Origin of the sequence: Actinomadura latina NBRC 106108 (assembly GCF_001552195.1) — a bacterium.
Taxonomy (GTDB): Bacteria; Actinomycetota; Actinomycetes; order Streptosporangiales; family Streptosporangiaceae; genus Spirillospora; species Spirillospora latina.
Genome location: NZ_BCQS01000003.1, coordinates 555,271 through 570,055, shown reverse-complemented (window position 1 = coordinate 570,055; position 14,785 = coordinate 555,271). Strand labels below are relative to the sequence as shown.

The following is a 14,785-nucleotide window of genomic DNA, read 5'->3' as shown; positions in this document are numbered from 1 at the left end:
CTGTCGCTTTAGCGCCTGATGCCTTGAAACACCCCGATGCCTACGCGACCGTAGGTTACGCAAGCGTAAGTTAACGCCCTCGGGGAGGCATCGTGATCGGAACAGCACGGCGTCCGGGCACGGGCCGGCGGATCGTGACGGCCGCCCGGCTCCTCACCACACCGCTCCTGCCGGAGGACTACCTCGGCCTGGTCAACCCGCTGTGGTCGGCCACCGATCTCCGCGGACGCGTCGAGGCCGTCCGGCACGAGGCGCCCGCCGCGGCGACCCTGGTGATCAAGCCCGGCCGGGCTTGGCGGGGCCACCGGCCGGGCCAGTGGGTCCGGGTCGGCGTGGACATCGGCGGCGTCCGGCACTGGCGGACGTTCTCGCTGTCGTCCCCGCCCCGGCGGGACGGCCGGATCACCATCACCGTCAAGGCCGCCCGCGACGGGTTCGTCTCCGCGCATCTCGTCAAGGAGATCCGTCCCGGGACGATCATCCGGCTGGCCCCGGCGGACGGCGAGTTCGTGCTGCCCGAGCCGGTCCCCGGGAAGCTGCTGTTCATCACGGCGGGCAGCGGCATCACCCCCGTCATGGCCATGCTCCGCCACCTCACCGCCCCGGCCGACATCGTGCTCGTGCACTCGGACCGGACGGCCGAGGACGTGATCTTCGGGGCCGAGCTTCGCCGGCTGGCCGGCGTGCGGCTGCACGAGCGGCATACGTCCGCCGACGGCCGGTTCAAGCCGTCCGACCTGCCGGACATCTGCCCCGACTGGGCGGAACGCGACACGTGGGCCTGCGGACCCGGCGAGATGCTGGACGATCTCACCGCGTTCTGGCGCGCCGGCGGCGTCGAGGAGAGGCTCCGCGTCGAGCGGTTCCGGACCGTCCTGCAGGGCGGCGGCGAGGGCGGCCGCGTCACGTTCGCGAAGAGCGGCGTCGAGGTGGACGCCGACGGGAGCACGCCGCTCCTTGTGGCCGGGGAGAGCGCCGGCGCGCTGCTGCCGAGCGGGTGCCGGATGGGCATCTGCTACAGCTGCGTCGGCCGGCTGTGCTCCGGCAAGGTCCGTGACCTGCGCACCGGCAGGGTGCACGGCGACGAGGGCGAGATCGTCCAGACCTGCGTCTCGGCCGCCGCCGGCCCCGTGGAAATCGACCTTTGAGGCTCTGGGGGACCCATGACCGACCATCTGACCACTGAGGACTACGACACGATCGCCGCCGAACTGGACGCGCTCCGCGAGGAGATCATGTCCGAACTGGGGGAGGACGACGCGTCCTACATCCACCGGGTGATCCGCTGGCAGCGCGGCCTGGAGATCGCCGGCCGGGCCCTGCTGATGGCGTCCTCGCTGCCGCCCGCCTGGGTCGCCGGGACCGCGACGCTCACCGTCGCGAAGATCCTGGAGAACATGGAGATCGGGCACAACGTCATGCACGGCCAGTGGGACTGGATGCGCGATCCGAAGATCCACTCGACGACCTGGGAGTGGGACAACGTCTCCCCCGCCGAGCAGTGGAAGCACTCGCACAACTTCATCCACCACACGTTCACGAACGTCATCGGCAAGGACAACGACGTCGGCTACGGCATCCTGCGCGTCGCGCCCGAGCAGAAGTGGAGCCCGGCCCAGCTACCGCAGCCGCTCTACAACCTGCTGCTGGCGATGTTCTTCGAGTACGGCGTGGCGCTGCACGACCTGGAGATCGACAAGATCCGGGCGGGGACGGCCGACGAGGAGGTCACCAAGGCGAAGCTCCGCCAGATCGGCCGCAAGATCCGCCGCCAGTGGGGCAAGGACTACATCGCGTTCCCGCTGCTCAGCGGCCCGCAGTTCGTCTCCACGCTGGCCGCGAACTTCACCGCGAACGTCGCCCGCAACGTCTGGGCCCACATGATCATCTTTTGCGGGCACTTCCCCGGTGACGTCGAGGTGTTCGAGGAGGAGCGCCTCGACGGCGAGACGCAGGGCGAGTGGTACGTCCGGCAGCTGTGCGGCTCGGCCAACATCGCGGGCAGCAGCCTGTTCCACCTGATGACCGGCAACCTCAGCCACCAGATCGAGCACCATCTGTTCCCCGACATGCCGAGCAACCGGTATGCGCAGATCGCCCCGCGCATCCGGGAACTGTGCGACAAGTACGAGCTGCCATACCACACGGGATCGCTATCGAAGCAGGTCACGAGCACCTGGAAGAAGATCTTCCGCTACGCCCTCCCCGGCGGAAAGGTCACCTGACCGGCGCCGGGCCGTCAGCCGAGGGCCTGGGCGACCGGGAGGAAGAGCCGGGACGGGTCGTTCGCGACCGGGGCGCCGTACTCCATGATCGTGGTGGTGAACGCGGGGCGGAGGCCGTGTTCCTCCGCCCAGGCGTTCAACTCCGGGTGCCGGTGGTCGATGTCGAGCCGTATCGGCCCCTCAGGGACGACCTCGTCCAGCAGGGTGAGGGCGGTTTCGGCGTCCCGCGCCATGAGGGGGCCGACGATGACCCGGTCGTCGTTCCTCCACGCACCGCCGTAGCCCGCGATGCCGGTCTCGTCCCGGACGACCCGTAGCGTCTCGCAGAAGAACGGCAGGCCCTCGACCAGCTGCGACCGGTCGGCACCGAACACTTCGGTGTCGAGCGCGTGGACGGCGGGCATGTCCACCGCCTCTAGCGGCACGGACACACCCCGCCTGGACGGACCGTCCGACACACCCTTATATGTCGTGCACAACCCCACGGGCCTGAACCCCAAGCGCTCATACAGCGCACGCCCGTACTCCGTAGCGGTGAGGCAGAGGCTTGCTGCGCTCGCGTTGTCGATGACGTGGCGCATCAACCGTCCGCCCAAACCACGCCGTTCATACCGCTTGGCGACCAGCACCATGCTGATGGCCGTGACGTCCTTGCCGTAGGGGGTCGATACCACCGTCCCGGCGAGTTCCCCGTTGTCGTCATCGACGCCGTAGACGTCCCCCACCGAGAACAGGAACCGCCACTTGCGGTCTTCCCGTCCCCACTCACGATCCCCGGCTAGCCGCTGACAAGCGGCAAGGTCTTCGATCCCCAGCAACCGCACCGCACCGTCCGCCACACCCATGGGTCGGACGCTAAATCGTGCCCGCCGATCCCCACAAGCGAATTTGTGCGCGTGCCGGGTCACCACGTCGCCCGGTGTCCGCCCCGGTAGACCGGCCGCCGTGCCGCTCCGCGCGGGCGGCATTACCTCGGGCGTTATCGCCTTCGCGGGCGGTCTCGCGCGATCGTCGTGGGGCAGACGACGATCTGGGGGGACCATGTCGCATACCGCGATTCCGGCGGCCGGCCCGCGTGAAAACGCGCGGCCGCACGACGCGTCCACTGGGACGCTTCTGGTGCTGCTCACCGGCATTTTCATCACCACGCTCGACTTCTTCATCGTCAACGTGGCGATCCCTGACATCCAGGTGGAACTACGCGCGAGTGCCACTGCGATCCAGTGGGTGGTGGCCGGGTTCGGGCTGGCGCTCGGCGGCGGGCTCATCACCGGCGGACGGCTCGGCGACCTGTGCGGACGCCGCCGGATGTACGCGCTCGGACTGGCGGTCTTCACCGCCGCGTCCCTCACGTGCGGTGTCGCCCCGTCGCCCGGTTCGCTGATCGCGGCCAGGGTCGTGCAGGGTCTCGCCGCGGCGCTGCTGATGCCCCAGGTCCTCGGCATCATCAACGGCGTCTTCACCGGGGAGCGCCGTGCGCGGGCGTTCACCGCCTACGGGCTGGCGCTCGGGCTCGGCGGCGTGTTCGGGCAGCTCATCGGCGGTGCGCTGATCGAGGCCGACCTGTTCGGGACGGGATGGCGCAGCATCTTCCTGATCAATGTGCCGGTGGGTGCGGTGACGCTGGCGCTGATCCGCCGGACGGTCCCGGCGCAGGCGCGCACCGGGGGGACGCGCCTGGACGTCCCCGGAACGGTGCTGGCCACGTCCGGTCTCGTCGCGCTCGTCCTGCCGTTGATCGAGGGACGCCGGCTGGGCTGGCCCGCCTGGACGTGGGCGTCGCTCGCGGCATCCGCCGTCCTGCTGACCGCCTTCGCCCTCTACCAGCGCATCCTCGACCGGCGCGGCGGCGCGCCGCTGGTGGCGCCCGGACTGTTCCGCGAGCGGGCGTTCCGGATCGGCAGCGGCCTCGCCCTCGTCTACATGCTGGCCCTGGCGTCCTTCTTCCTGTACCTCGCCCTCTACCTGCAGCAGGGGCGCGGGCTCAGCGCGCTGGAGTCGGGCCTGCTGTTCGTCGCGCTGGGCGCCGGATACTTCGCCGCGTCCACCCGGGCCGCGGCCGTCGCGGCCCGCATCGGACGGCAGGTCCTCGCGCTCGGCGCCGCCGTCCAGGCGGCCGGCTGCCTGCTGCTGACCGCGGCGCTCGGGGACGGCATCGGATGGCTCGTCCCCGGTCTGGCACTCGCCGGCGCGGGCATGGGGTTCGTGCTGGCGCCGCTGTCCGCGCTGGTGCTGTCGGGCGTCACCGATCGGCACGCCGCGTCCGCCGCGGGCGTCCTGTCCACAGCCCAGCAGGTCGGCAACGCCCTCGGCGTGGCACTGGTCGGCATCGTCTTCTACGGGGTCGCGGGCGACATCGCGGACGCCTTCCAGACGTCCCTGCTCCCCATCATGGCCTTCTGCGCCGCCACAGCGGGCCTGGCCCAACTGCTGCCCAAGGACGGACCGGCGAGCGGGGTCAGTACACGTTGACGCCGAAGGCGGCGAGGACGCTCGTGACCGGCTGGAAGAAGGACGAGCCGCCGGTGCCGCAGTTGCCGATGCCGCCGCCGATTCCCAGGCCGATCGCGATGCCGCCGGCGAAGTACGGCGCCCCGGGGGTGTCGCCGGGCTCCATACAGATGGTCGTCCTGGCCAGGCCGGTGATCGTCCCCTCGGGGAAGTGGACGGTCTGGTTGATCGCCGTCACGGTGCCGCACCGCAGGCCGGTGGCCGGGCCGCTGCGGCAGACGCGCTGACCGACGACGGGGCGGGCCGCGCCGGTGATGTCCTGCGACCCCGGATAGAGGCGCACACTGCCGGGCCGTTCCACCAGCGGCTCGACATATCGGACGAGCCCCACGACGACGTTCGTGACCGCGACGACCGTACCGAGTTCGACGGTCAGGGCCGGGTCGGCGTACAGGGTCAGTCCCGGGCGCGCGCAGCCACCCGCGGTGAGGAAGTAGTAGGTGCCGTTCTGGCGCACGTTGAAGCCGAGCGTGCACCGGATGCCGCCCGGCGCGTAGATCGGCTGTCCGCCTTCGCCGCTGGGCGGGGCGGTGCCCGCGGACGCGCTGGGAGCGAGGGCGACCAGAACCGCGGCGACCGCGGCCGCGACCACCGTGAGAGTGCGGCGCATCGAAGAACCTCCTGTGGGAGACCAGGATGGTGACTCCCCCGGAATGGTGCATAAGGACGGACGTACCGGCAAGAGGCCGACAGTGCCAAGGTTGGCGGCGGCCTTATATCCACAATCACGATGACGCCAGGTCGCGAGGCGGCACATCGCGCCGTCAGCGGGCCCGATTCTCCGCATCGACGCGCGTATCCCCATTCGCGCCCCGCGCACGGTGGCCAGACCACCCTGCCTTGGAATCGCCGCGACCTGGCGGGTGTTCTCCAGACCGCCGCATGGGGCGGACGAGAACCAGGACAGGTGAGAATTCGGTGATGAGCGATGCGCGGGGAGAAGCGGGGCCGTTCGCCGGCCGGACCGCGTGGGCGCGGAACCTGCGGACGCCGCTGCGCGAGTTCATGCGCACCGAGACCGGCGGCGCCGTGTTCCTGCTGGCCGCGACGCTCGCCGCGCTGGCCTGGGCGAACCTGGACGCGTCCTCGTACGAGGGGCTGTGGGGGACGGAGGCGTCGGTCCGCGTCGGCGACGCGGGCATCACGCGGGACCTGCGCGACTGGGTGAACGGCGGCCTGATGACGATCTTCTTCTTCGTCGTCGGCCTGGAGGCGCGCCGCGAGTACGACATGGGCGAGCTGCGCGACCGGCGGCGTGTCGCGCTGCCGCTCGCCGCCGGAATCGGCGGGATGATCCTGCCCGTCGCCATCTACCTGGCTCTGAACGCGGGCCATCCGACCGCGCGGGGCTGGGGCATCGCGATGTCGACGGACACGGCGTTCGCGCTCGGCGTCCTCGCGCTGGTCGGCCGGAGCTTCCCGGCCAGGCTCCGCGCCTACCTGCTCACCGCCACCGTCGTGGACGACGTCGTGGCGCTCGCCGTGATCGGGATCTTCTACAGCTCGGACGTCTCGTCGCCGGCGCTGCTGACGGCCCTCGCGATCTTCGCGGTGATCCTCCTGGTCCGCGCGGCCGGCATCCGGCAGTTCGCCGTCTACCTCTTGCTCGGCGTGGCCACGTGGGCGGCGCTGGAGTCGTCCGGCGTGGAACCGATCGTCGTGGGGCTGGCCATGGGGCTGCTGACGTACGCGCATCCGGCCGCCCGGACCGACCTGGAACGCGCGACAGAGGTGTTCCGGCTCTTCCGGGAGCAGCCCACACCCGAGTACGCCCGCTCGGCGCGGACCGGCGTCGCCGCGGCGATCTCGCCGAACGAGCGGCTGCAACTGCTGTTCCACCCGTGGACGAGCTACGTGATCGTCCCCTTGTTCGCGCTCGCCAATGCCGGGATCACCATCAGCGGCGGCTCCCTCGGCCGCGCGTTCACCTCGCCGGTCACCCTCGGCATCCTGATCGGCTACGTCGCGGGCAAGCCGATCGGGCTTCTCGGCTGCTCCTGGCTGGTCACCAGGTTCAGCCGCGGCCGCCTGCGCCCGCCCGTCGGCTGGGCGGCGGTCGGGGGCGGCGGCACCATCGCGGGCATCGGTTTCACCGTCGCTCTGCTGATCGCGACCCTCACGTTCACCGGCCCGACGCTCGAAGAGGCGAAGATCGGCATCCTGTCCGCCGCCCTGGGCGCCACGGCCGTCACCTGGATCGTCGTCCGCCTGACCGGGCTGCTGCCGCCGAAGACGAGGCTGCGCGCCCTCCTCGGCACGGCGGAGACCATCATCGACCTGGCCGCGCCCGTCGATCCCGGCCGCGACCACGTCCGCGGCCCGGCCCGCGCGCCGGTCACCGTGGTCGAGTACGGCGACTTCGAATGCCCGTACTGCGGCCAGGCCGAGGACGTGATCCGGGAACTGCTCGCCGGGCACGGGGACGTCCGGTACGTGTGGCGGCACCTTCCGCTCACGGACGTCCACCCGCAGGCGCGGCTGGCGGCGCAGGCGTCCGAGGCCGCCGCCGAGCAGGACGCCTTCTGGGAGATGCACGACCTGCTGCTCGATCACCAGGACGCGCTGCAGCCCAAGGACCTCGTCCGCTACGCCGCCGAACTGGGCCTCGACGTCGACCGGTTCCGCGCCGACCTCCGCGCGAACCTCGGCGCCGACCAGGTCGCCGAGGACATCGACTCCGCCGACCTGAGCGGAGTCTCCGGCACCCCGACGTTCTTCGTCAACGGACGCCGCCACCTCGGCGCCTACGACATCGCCGACCTCAGCGCAGCCGTCAAGAATGCCCGCAAATCCGCCGCTCTCCGCCCCTGACACCCACCACCTGAAACGAGCCCGCAGCGGCCCTGCGAGGCGCTGACCTCAGCTTTCGTCGGGGTTGTACAGGGCGTCGTGTTGCTGGCGGGGGGAGCAGACTGAGGCGGAGGGGCAGGAGCAGCGGCCTCCGCTGTTCAGGCGGACGGTGACCTTGTCCGAGGGGACGTTGCGGCCTACCACCTGGCCTGGGCCGTTCGGGGTGTCTACGCGGGAGCCCAGCTTCGGCATTCTGTCGTGCGCCTCGACATACAACGGGTGCTCGTACTTGAGGCAGCACATCAGGCGGCCGCAGGCGCCGGCTATGCGGAGGGGGTTGACCGGGAGGTCCTGTTCCTTCGCCATGCGGACGGAGACCGGCTCGAAGTCCTTGAGGAAGGTGGCGCAGCACAGGTCGCGGCCGCAGGGGCCGATGCCGCCCTGGAGGCGGGCCTCGTCGCGGGGGCCGACCTGGCGGAGTTCGACGCGGGCCTTGATGCCGCGGGCCAGGTCGCGGACGAGGGCGCGGAAGTCGACGCGGTGCGGGGCGGTGAAGTAGATCTTGAAGACGTTGTCGGCGTCGAGGTAGTCGACGCCGATGACCTTCATGGGGAGGTCGTGCTTGCGGATGAGGCGCTTGGCGATCGAGCGGCCCTCGGCGCGGCGGCGGCGGTTGACATCGTCGCGGGTCAGGTGCTCGCCGGTCGCGGGGCCGGCGCATTCGGGGAGGCCGCCGATGTCCTCGGAGACCCACTGCGGGGCCCACACGCACTCGGCGACCTCGGGGCCGGAGTCGGTGGGGACGAGGACCTTGTCGCCGACCTTCGGGGTGTGCGGGCCTGGATCGAGGTAGTACAGCCGGCCGTAACGAGTGAAGCTGACGGCCATCACCATGCCCACGGTTCGCTCCGTTCGCCCGGTTTCGTGCGAACCACGTTAGCCGGGACGGCACGTGCGTCACCAGGCGGCGTCGGCGAGGTCCTTCCCGGGGACGGGCGGGAGGCCGTTCGCGTAGAGGTCGCCGGCGGTCGCCAGGACTGTCCCGCCGGAGTGGGCGGCGTCGAGGTCGGTCAGCGGTCCCGTCACCTTCTGGCGCCAGAGGACCTTCGCGGGCTTGCCCGTGAGGGTGAAGGTCTGCAGGGTCAGCTGGGACTTGGCGACCGTGCCGACGACGACCTGCTTGCCGTCCCGGCTTAGGACGGCGCTAGAGCCGCCCTTGGGCAGCGTCATGACGGCCTTGCTGAGCTTGAGGTCGCCTGCGGCGGTGTTGGTGTCGATGGTGCGCAACTGGCGTTTGGCCGACCCGACCGGGCTCCAGACAAAGGAGAGCGTGGCACCGGACCAGGACAGGCTGTCGACGCGGCCGGGGACCTTGGTGGTCCATGTCTTGCGGGCGCCGGTGCTGAGGGTCAGGACGTCCACGCTGCCGCGCTTGCCCTTGTAGGTGACGTAGGCGAGGTGGTCACCGGCGACGGCGATGTCCGACCCGGCGTTGGACACGCCGGGGACGGTGGCCTTCGGGATGTCCTTGAGGTCTTGCGGACGTCCGTCATCGCCCAGGTGGAGTCGCTGGAAGGTGACCTTGCCGGCGCCATAGGACGCGACGATGTAGGAGCCGTCCTTCGCGGCGGCGACGCGGTGGAAGCGGCGGTCCTGCGGCGGGGCGACGGGCAGCCCCACGTCGGCGCCCGTATGCACGTCGCGGACGACCAGCGCCGTGCCCGCGGTGGTGATCCCCACCGCGAACCGCGGGTCGGTCTGCTCGGCCTTCGCGGCCGGCTTGGCGTCGTGCTCCTCCTTCGCGGCGCGCTGGTGGCGGTGCACCACGTCCACGCTGCCGGCGATGAACAGCGCCGCGGCCGCGGCCACGGTGAGCGGGATGAGGCTCTTCCATGAGCCCAGCCGTGTCCCCGGGTCCTCGCGCCTGCGGTCGTCCATGGCTGCGCCCCGCACCTGCCCTTCCGCTCCTGGGTTACCGCGTCGTTTCTATCTCATCTACATGCCTACAAAAACCCATGAAGCGGGAGTTATCACATCGACGCCTAGTCGCAAGTGTCACAGCGCCGCGGGGATCACGGCACGGCACGGCCCGCTGCCCTCGGGTGAGATGCCCGGGATCCGATACCACCGGGCAACATCGCCACGAAGCGTAGCTCTCTCCCGCCGGACGATTACAGAGAGTGTTTTGTCACTCAGCCGAGAGCGGCATGTGCGGCGTCGACGAGGGACGCCCGGTACGAGCCGCCGAACAGTGCCACATGGACGAGAAGCGGGTGCAGCTGGTGCAACTGGACGCGGGCCCGCCAGCCGTCCGCCAGGGGCGCCGCCTCGTCGTAGGCGGCCAGGACGGTTTCGAGATGCGGCGTCCCGAAGAGGGCCATCATCGCCAGGTCGGTCTCGCGATGCCCGCCGTGTGCGGCCGGGTCGATGAGGAGGGCGCGGCCGTCCGTCCACTGGACGTTGCCCGACCACAGATCACCGTGGATCCGGGACGGCGGTTCGGGCGGCCCGGCGAGCTCCTCGACGCCCGCCATGACGCGCTCGACGAGACGGACGTCCTCGGGCGACAGGTGCCGCGCACCGAGGCGGAGGAACGGTTCGAGGCGGCGCTCGGCGTACCAGCGCGGCCAGTCGCGGTCGTCCGGCGTGTTGTCGAGCGGGAGGTCGGCGATGAAGCCGTCCCAGGTCGCGCCGTAGGCGTCCGGGCGGTTGCCGGTGTGCAGGGCGGCCAGCTCCCGGCCGAGACGCTCGGCGGCCTCCCGGGTCGGGGAGGAGGACGGCAGCCACGGCAGGACGAGCATGTGATCGTCGGCGGCGAGCACGTCCGGGACGGGCGTCCCCGGGCCCGCCTCGCCCAGCCAGCGCAGGCCCGCGGCCTCGGCGGCGAACACGCCGGCCTGGTCGGACGCCGCCTTGACGAAGACTTCGCGGCCGTCGGCCAGGGACGCCCTGTGCAGCGTCCAGGAATGGCTGGAACCGAGGCCGCTCACGTTCGCGACCTCGGTTCCGAGCAGCTCCTCCAGCCGGTCGCGCACTCAGCGCTCCTTGAGCGCCGTGCGGATCTCCTCCAGGAGGCCGGGCATCGCCGCCTCCACCTGCTCAAGGACGAGGTCGAAGTCGGCGCGCCCGCCGTAGTACGGGTCGGGGACGTCGAGGTCGCCGCCCGCGTCCGGGTCGAACTCGCGCAGCAGCCTGATCCTGCCGCGCGCCTCCTCGTCCGGCGCCATCGAGCGCAGCGCCCGCAGGTGCCCCTCGTCCAGCGCCAGGATCAGGTCGTACCGGCCGAACCAGGACTCCTCGAACTGCCGCGCGATGTGCGCCGACCGGTAGCCGGCCCGCCGCAGCGTGTCGACCGTCCGCTCGTCGGCGTCGTCGCCCACGTGCCAGCCGCCGGTTCCCGAACTGTCGACCTCGACGTCCAGGTCCTCCGCCTCGACGTGGTGGCGCAGGACCCATTCGGCCATCGGCGAGCGGCAGATGTTGCCGGTGCAGACGAACGTGACGCGGTACGGCATGCACCCATCATGCCCGAGGTCAGCGCTTCTCAACGATGGCGGTGTCCACACCGGGCATGCCCAGCACGGCCATCCTCACCTTCGTGCCGTCCGCTCCCGGAACGAGGGCGACCCGGAACGCCTCCGGAATGTCGCCGGCATCGACGGACCGGCGGAACTGTTCGTCGCCCTTGAAGCGCTTCTTGAAGCGCATGTACGCCTGCCCCTTGTTCTCGAACTCGACCCCGCGGACCTTAGGAAGCTCCGAGAGAACCCGCCGGACCTCCTCTTTCTGCTGTTGCGTCGCGCCTTTGTGGTCACAGCCTTGATTGGCGGAGGTCTTCGTGCAGAGGAACACCAGGACCGCCGGCGCCGAGGAGCCCGAGGACGGGGCCGACAGGCCGTTCGGACCGCCGGCCGTGAAGGCGCCGCCCACCACCGCTCCCCCGACGGCGACGGCGGCGGCGGCGGACGCGGCGACGGCGGCCATCGCCATCGCGGGAAGCGGCAGCCTCCGGCGCCGCGCGGCGAACCTCGGTTCCGGCATGTCCTCGGGGCGGACGGTATCGCCCACGGTCTGCAGCGCGTCCCTGAGACGCTCTTCGGTCGCGTTCACTGCTCGCTCCCCAACATCCGGCCCAGCGCGGTGAGCGCCCGGGACGTGGTCGACTTGACGGTGCCCGGGCTGATCCCCATGGCGTCGGCGATCTCCTCGACGGAGAGGTCGCCGTAGTAGCGCAGCACCAGCGCCTCCCGCTGCCGGGCCGGGAGCCGGTGCAGCGCCTCCATGACCTCGCGCCGGTCCTCCCCGACCATCGCCGCCGCCTCCGCGGACCAGACGGGCGCCGCATGGACGGCCCGGAACGGCCTCCTGCGCCGGCGCAGCGCCGTCCGCGACCCGTTGAGGACGGCCGAGCGCACGTACGTCAGCGCGCGCTCGCGGTCGTGGAGCCGCGGCCACCGCCGGTACAGCCCCGCGAACGCCTCCTGGACGACGTCCTCGGCCGTACCGCGATCACCGACCATCATGAGGGCGAGCCGCGTCAGCCCGAGCGCGTGCCCCCGGTACAGGTCGGTGACCGCCGCCGCCGCGTCGCCCGAAGCCGCCTCGTCCGGTGGCACCTCGTCCGCCGGGAGCTCCCTTTCGGCGAGCACCTTCTCAACTGTCATGTCCCAGAGACGCCGCCGCGCGTCCGAGGTTGCTCCGGCGCCCGGATTTCTCACCGGCGGACGCCCGGGGCGTCGCTCACGCCTTGCCGGGGGGCTGGATGACCACGGTGTCCACGCCGGAAGTGCCCTCGAACCTCTTCTTCACAGCGCCGGCCACCCCGGCGTCGGCGACGCGCAGGCGCAGCGAGTCGGGGATGTCGCCGAGGGACGCGCCGTCGAGGAGGTCCTTGCGGTCCGCGAACGCCTTCTTGAAGTTCTCGTACGCCTGTTCCTTCGACTCGTACCTGACGGTCATGATCCCGTTCATCTCCAGCAGGCGCTGCTTGACCGCGTCCTTCTCGGCCTGCCCCGCGTCCCGGCGACCGCAGTTGGGGGTGCTGGAGCTCACGACGCAGAAGAACACCGCCACGTCGCGCTCCTGCCCGGTGGAGGCGGAGCCCTGCCCTGGTTCGTCCCGCATCGTGAGCCACCCGCCGATGCCCGCGCCGGCGGTCAGGAGAAGCGCCACCGCCGCCGCGGCCACGACCAGGGCCGGACGCGCGGACGTCCCGCGCGGACGCGACGGGACCGGCGGTGCGCCGCCCCCGTCGCCGTGCTGTACTTGCGGGCGGGGTTCGCCGGGTTCGCTCACTGTCCGTCCTCCGGTCCGGTACGGCGACGATCTTGAATGTTCCATTTTTGAGGACGGCGGAGCCCGCGCGCACCGTGCCCGCCCCCCGGCAGAACGCGACCCCCGGCCGGGTGGCCGGAGGTCGCGTCCTGGGGTGGGTCGAGCGGCGGGATCAGCGGTGGCTGACCGCGTTCAGCGCGTCCACGATGCCGTTGCCGAAGAAGCCGTTCTGCTCCTTCGAGCCCTCACAGGTCTGCGTCGAGGTGTGCTTGCCCGTCGAGGTGTACCAGACGTACTCGACGGTCCGCGGGCTCGGGCATTCCTTGGCGGTCGCGGTGCCGCGCAGCACCTGTTCCACGAAGTTCGGGCTGAGGGTGATGCCGCCGTGGCGGCGGTCCCGGTGCCCGTACTCGCTGATGATCAGCGCGGCGACGCCGACGGCGTGCGGCGACGCCATCGAGGTTCCCTGGATCGACTGGTAGTAGGCGCAGTCGTCGCCCTTGCAGCTGCGGATGATGTACGGCACGTTCGGCGTGCCGTCCGCGTTCAGCTCCCCGCGCGCCTTGGCGAGCCGCTCGGGGTAGGCGGCCCAGATGCCGGCCTTGTCGTCCGGACGCTGGTCGGCCGTGTCGACCTTGTCGCCGCCGGGCGCCGCCACCGCGACGTACCCGTTGCCGAAGCTGCTGTAGTACGACTTGCGGGTGGACGGCCCGGTCGCCGAGATCGGGATGACGTGCTCGCCCTCGGACGGCATCGACACGCAGCTCGCCGGGATCGTCCGGTCGTGCGGCTCCTCGCCCGGCATGGACGGGAAGTCGGGGCTGCTGTCGTCCTGGTTCGTCTTGGTGTAGTCGACGAAGTCGTTGCCGGCCGCGGAGATCAGCGTGACGCCGCGGTCGTGCGCGTAGTCCAGGGCGCGCTGCGTCGCCTTGATGATCGTGCGCTGCTCGAGCTGGTCCTCGGGGCTGTCGGCGGGGTTGTCGCCGCAGTTCCACAGCCACGGGTCGACGTAGTAGCTCATGTTGACGACGTCGATGCCGTGCTTGGCCGCGTAGGTGAGGCCGTCCACGGTCGGCTGGAGGAAGAAGTAGCCCGAGTCCTGGCCGACGCGCAGGTTCACGATCGACACGTTCGGCGCGACGCCGGCCATGCCGAGCCCGTTGCGGGGCGAGGCGATCGTGGACGCGACGTGCGTGCCGTGGTCGTTGTCGTCCCAGTCGACGGGGTCTACGCACGACGTGAACTCGCAGGGGCCGTCGACCTCGTTGCCGTTGGCGTCCGCCGGGATGTCGTGGGTGAAGTTGCGGCTCAGCTTGCGGTTGAAGTTCGGCTTGATGTCCGGGTGGCTGCCGTCCACACCGGTGTCGAGGATGCCGACCAGTACGCGCTTGTCGCCCGGCTCCTTCTTGTACGAGCCGTCCGCCGTCGCGTGGATCTGCTTCATGTCCCACTGCAGATCGGCGAGCGGCTCCTCGTTCTTGGACGGGACGCCCTTGAGCGACACCTTGTTCTTGGTGCCGGTCATCCGCTCGACCTTCGCCGCGGCCTTCTTCTTGGCCTTCGGCGCCTCACCGATGACGCGGTTGTGCGCGACGCCCTCCAGCGCCCGCTCCCGCATCACCGCGTGGATGAACTCGGGGTTGTCCGAGCGGACGGTCGCGACGCCCACATCGCGGTTCTCGTGGACGATCTTGCCGCCGGCCGCGCGCACCGCGCGGTGGGCCCAGCCTGGGGACACGTGCTCCTTGTAGAGGACGACGTACTCCGAAACCTCGCCCTTCGCAGGTTTCGGATCCGCTGACGCTGGCACCGCGAGGGCCGCCATGGTGGCGACGGCGCACGCGGCGGAAATCAAGGCTCGCCGCAAAGCTGACCTCCTGGCCGTGGGGGAGCTAGCCCGGGAATGTGTGGGTAAACCAGGCGAAGGTACGCGTGCGGCTGTTGAGAGTTGCGTACGGTTAGGTTACGAAAAGGTAGATCTCTTG

At 70.9% G+C, this 14,785-nt stretch carries 14 protein-coding genes; 4 read left to right on the top strand and 10 right to left on the bottom strand.

Annotated features, from left to right (window positions below; genetic code table 11):
• The first annotated feature begins 92 nt into the window (after nucleotides 1-92).
• Both AL2_RS03455 and AL2_RS03450 read left to right on the top strand, forming a co-directional pair.
• Complete coding sequence (locus AL2_RS03455) at nucleotides 93-1,148, top strand: ferredoxin reductase (RefSeq protein WP_067629031.1); 1,056 nt, start codon at nucleotides 93-95, stop codon at nucleotides 1,146-1,148.
• 15 nt (nucleotides 1,149-1,163) lie between these two features.
• Nucleotides 1,164-2,225: a fatty acid desaturase family protein gene (locus tag AL2_RS03450; RefSeq protein ID WP_067629004.1), complete on the top strand. Its 1,062-nt coding sequence runs from the start codon at nucleotides 1,164-1,166 to the stop codon at nucleotides 2,223-2,225.
• 14 nt (nucleotides 2,226-2,239) lie between these two features.
• On the opposite strand, the gene AL2_RS03445 is transcribed toward AL2_RS03450, so the two are convergent.
• The gene (locus AL2_RS03445) at nucleotides 2,240-3,070 is read right to left on the bottom strand and encodes a GNAT family N-acetyltransferase (RefSeq protein ID WP_067629002.1); all 831 of its coding nucleotides are present in this window, start codon (nucleotides 3,068-3,070) and stop codon (nucleotides 2,240-2,242) included.
• A gap of 196 nt (nucleotides 3,071-3,266) precedes the next feature.
• On the opposite strand from AL2_RS03445, the gene AL2_RS03440 reads away from it, so the two are divergent.
• On the top strand, nucleotides 3,267-4,697 hold the full coding sequence (locus AL2_RS03440) for an MFS transporter (protein WP_083945888.1): 1,431 nt from the start codon (nucleotides 3,267-3,269) through the stop codon (nucleotides 4,695-4,697).
• Here the strand turns inward: AL2_RS03440 and AL2_RS03435 are convergent.
• On the bottom strand, nucleotides 4,684-5,346 hold the full coding sequence (locus AL2_RS03435) for a S1 family peptidase (protein WP_067628998.1): 663 nt from the start codon (nucleotides 5,344-5,346) through the stop codon (nucleotides 4,684-4,686). The two genes, AL2_RS03440 and AL2_RS03435, sit on opposite strands and share 14 nt — an antisense overlap.
• Before the next feature lie 311 nt (nucleotides 5,347-5,657).
• Here AL2_RS03435 and nhaA point away from each other — a divergent pair, with 311 nt between their 5' ends.
• The gene (gene nhaA, locus AL2_RS03430) at nucleotides 5,658-7,547 is read left to right on the top strand and encodes a Na+/H+ antiporter NhaA (protein ID WP_067628996.1); all 1,890 of its coding nucleotides are present in this window, start codon (nucleotides 5,658-5,660) and stop codon (nucleotides 7,545-7,547) included.
• Between the two features lie 48 nt (nucleotides 7,548-7,595).
• On the opposite strand, the gene AL2_RS03425 is transcribed toward nhaA, so the two are convergent.
• From AL2_RS03425 to AL2_RS03390, 8 genes are all read right to left on the bottom strand, one after another.
• On the bottom strand, nucleotides 7,596-8,420 hold the full coding sequence (locus AL2_RS03425) for a PSP1 domain-containing protein (protein ID WP_067628994.1): 825 nt from the start codon (nucleotides 8,418-8,420) through the stop codon (nucleotides 7,596-7,598).
• 63 nt (nucleotides 8,421-8,483) lie between these two features.
• Nucleotides 8,484-9,464 carry a hypothetical protein gene (locus tag AL2_RS03420; RefSeq protein WP_067628992.1) on the bottom strand — a complete coding sequence of 327 codons (981 nt, stop codon included), beginning with the start codon at nucleotides 9,462-9,464 and terminating at the stop codon, nucleotides 8,484-8,486.
• Nucleotides 9,465-9,718: 254 nt separating this feature from the next.
• Complete coding sequence (locus AL2_RS03415; RefSeq protein WP_245666288.1) at nucleotides 9,719-10,561, bottom strand: fructosamine kinase family protein; 843 nt, start codon at nucleotides 10,559-10,561, stop codon at nucleotides 9,719-9,721.
• Nucleotides 10,562-11,041, bottom strand: a complete 480-nt coding sequence (locus AL2_RS03410) for a low molecular weight protein-tyrosine-phosphatase (RefSeq protein WP_067628990.1) — start codon at nucleotides 11,039-11,041, stop codon at nucleotides 10,562-10,564.
• 19 nt (nucleotides 11,042-11,060) lie between these two features.
• Complete coding sequence (locus AL2_RS03405) at nucleotides 11,061-11,636, bottom strand: permease-like cell division protein FtsX (protein ID WP_067628988.1); 576 nt, start codon at nucleotides 11,634-11,636, stop codon at nucleotides 11,061-11,063.
• On the bottom strand, nucleotides 11,633-12,190 hold the full coding sequence (locus tag AL2_RS03400) for a SigE family RNA polymerase sigma factor (RefSeq protein ID WP_067628986.1): 558 nt from the start codon (nucleotides 12,188-12,190) through the stop codon (nucleotides 11,633-11,635). The genes AL2_RS03405 and AL2_RS03400 overlap by 4 nt, the downstream gene beginning before the upstream one ends.
• A gap of 76 nt (nucleotides 12,191-12,266) precedes the next feature.
• Complete coding sequence (locus AL2_RS03395; protein ID WP_157437988.1) at nucleotides 12,267-12,821, bottom strand: permease-like cell division protein FtsX; 555 nt, start codon at nucleotides 12,819-12,821, stop codon at nucleotides 12,267-12,269.
• Nucleotides 12,822-12,972: 151 nt separating this feature from the next.
• The gene (locus AL2_RS03390; protein ID WP_245666286.1) at nucleotides 12,973-14,610 is read right to left on the bottom strand and encodes a S8 family peptidase; all 1,638 of its coding nucleotides are present in this window, start codon (nucleotides 14,608-14,610) and stop codon (nucleotides 12,973-12,975) included.
• Nucleotides 14,611-14,785 lie beyond the last annotated feature (175 nt).

What these genes read in the sequence shown, in the direction of transcription:
- AL2_RS03445 (WP_067629002.1), bottom strand. Translation starts at nt 3,070, where the DNA reads ATGGGTGTGGCGGACGGTGCGGTGCGGTTGCTGGGGATCGAAGACCTT.
- nhaA (WP_067628996.1), top strand. Translation starts at nt 5,658, where the DNA reads ATGAGCGATGCGCGGGGAGAAGCGGGGCCGTTCGCCGGCCGGACCGCG.
- AL2_RS03435 (WP_067628998.1), bottom strand. Translation starts at nt 5,346, where the DNA reads ATGCGCCGCACTCTCACGGTGGTCGCGGCCGCGGTCGCCGCGGTTCTG.
- AL2_RS03450 (WP_067629004.1), top strand. Translation starts at nt 1,164, where the DNA reads ATGACCGACCATCTGACCACTGAGGACTACGACACGATCGCCGCCGAA.
- AL2_RS03410 (WP_067628990.1), bottom strand. Translation starts at nt 11,041, where the DNA reads ATGCCGTACCGCGTCACGTTCGTCTGCACCGGCAACATCTGCCGCTCG.
- AL2_RS03425 (WP_067628994.1), bottom strand. Translation starts at nt 8,420, where the DNA reads ATGGTGATGGCCGTCAGCTTCACTCGTTACGGCCGGCTGTACTACCTC.
- AL2_RS03400 (WP_067628986.1), bottom strand. Translation starts at nt 12,190, where the DNA reads ATGACAGTTGAGAAGGTGCTCGCCGAAAGGGAGCTCCCGGCGGACGAG.
- AL2_RS03440 (WP_083945888.1), top strand. Translation starts at nt 3,267, where the DNA reads ATGTCGCATACCGCGATTCCGGCGGCCGGCCCGCGTGAAAACGCGCGG.
- AL2_RS03420 (WP_067628992.1), bottom strand. Translation starts at nt 9,464, where the DNA reads ATGGACGACCGCAGGCGCGAGGACCCGGGGACACGGCTGGGCTCATGG.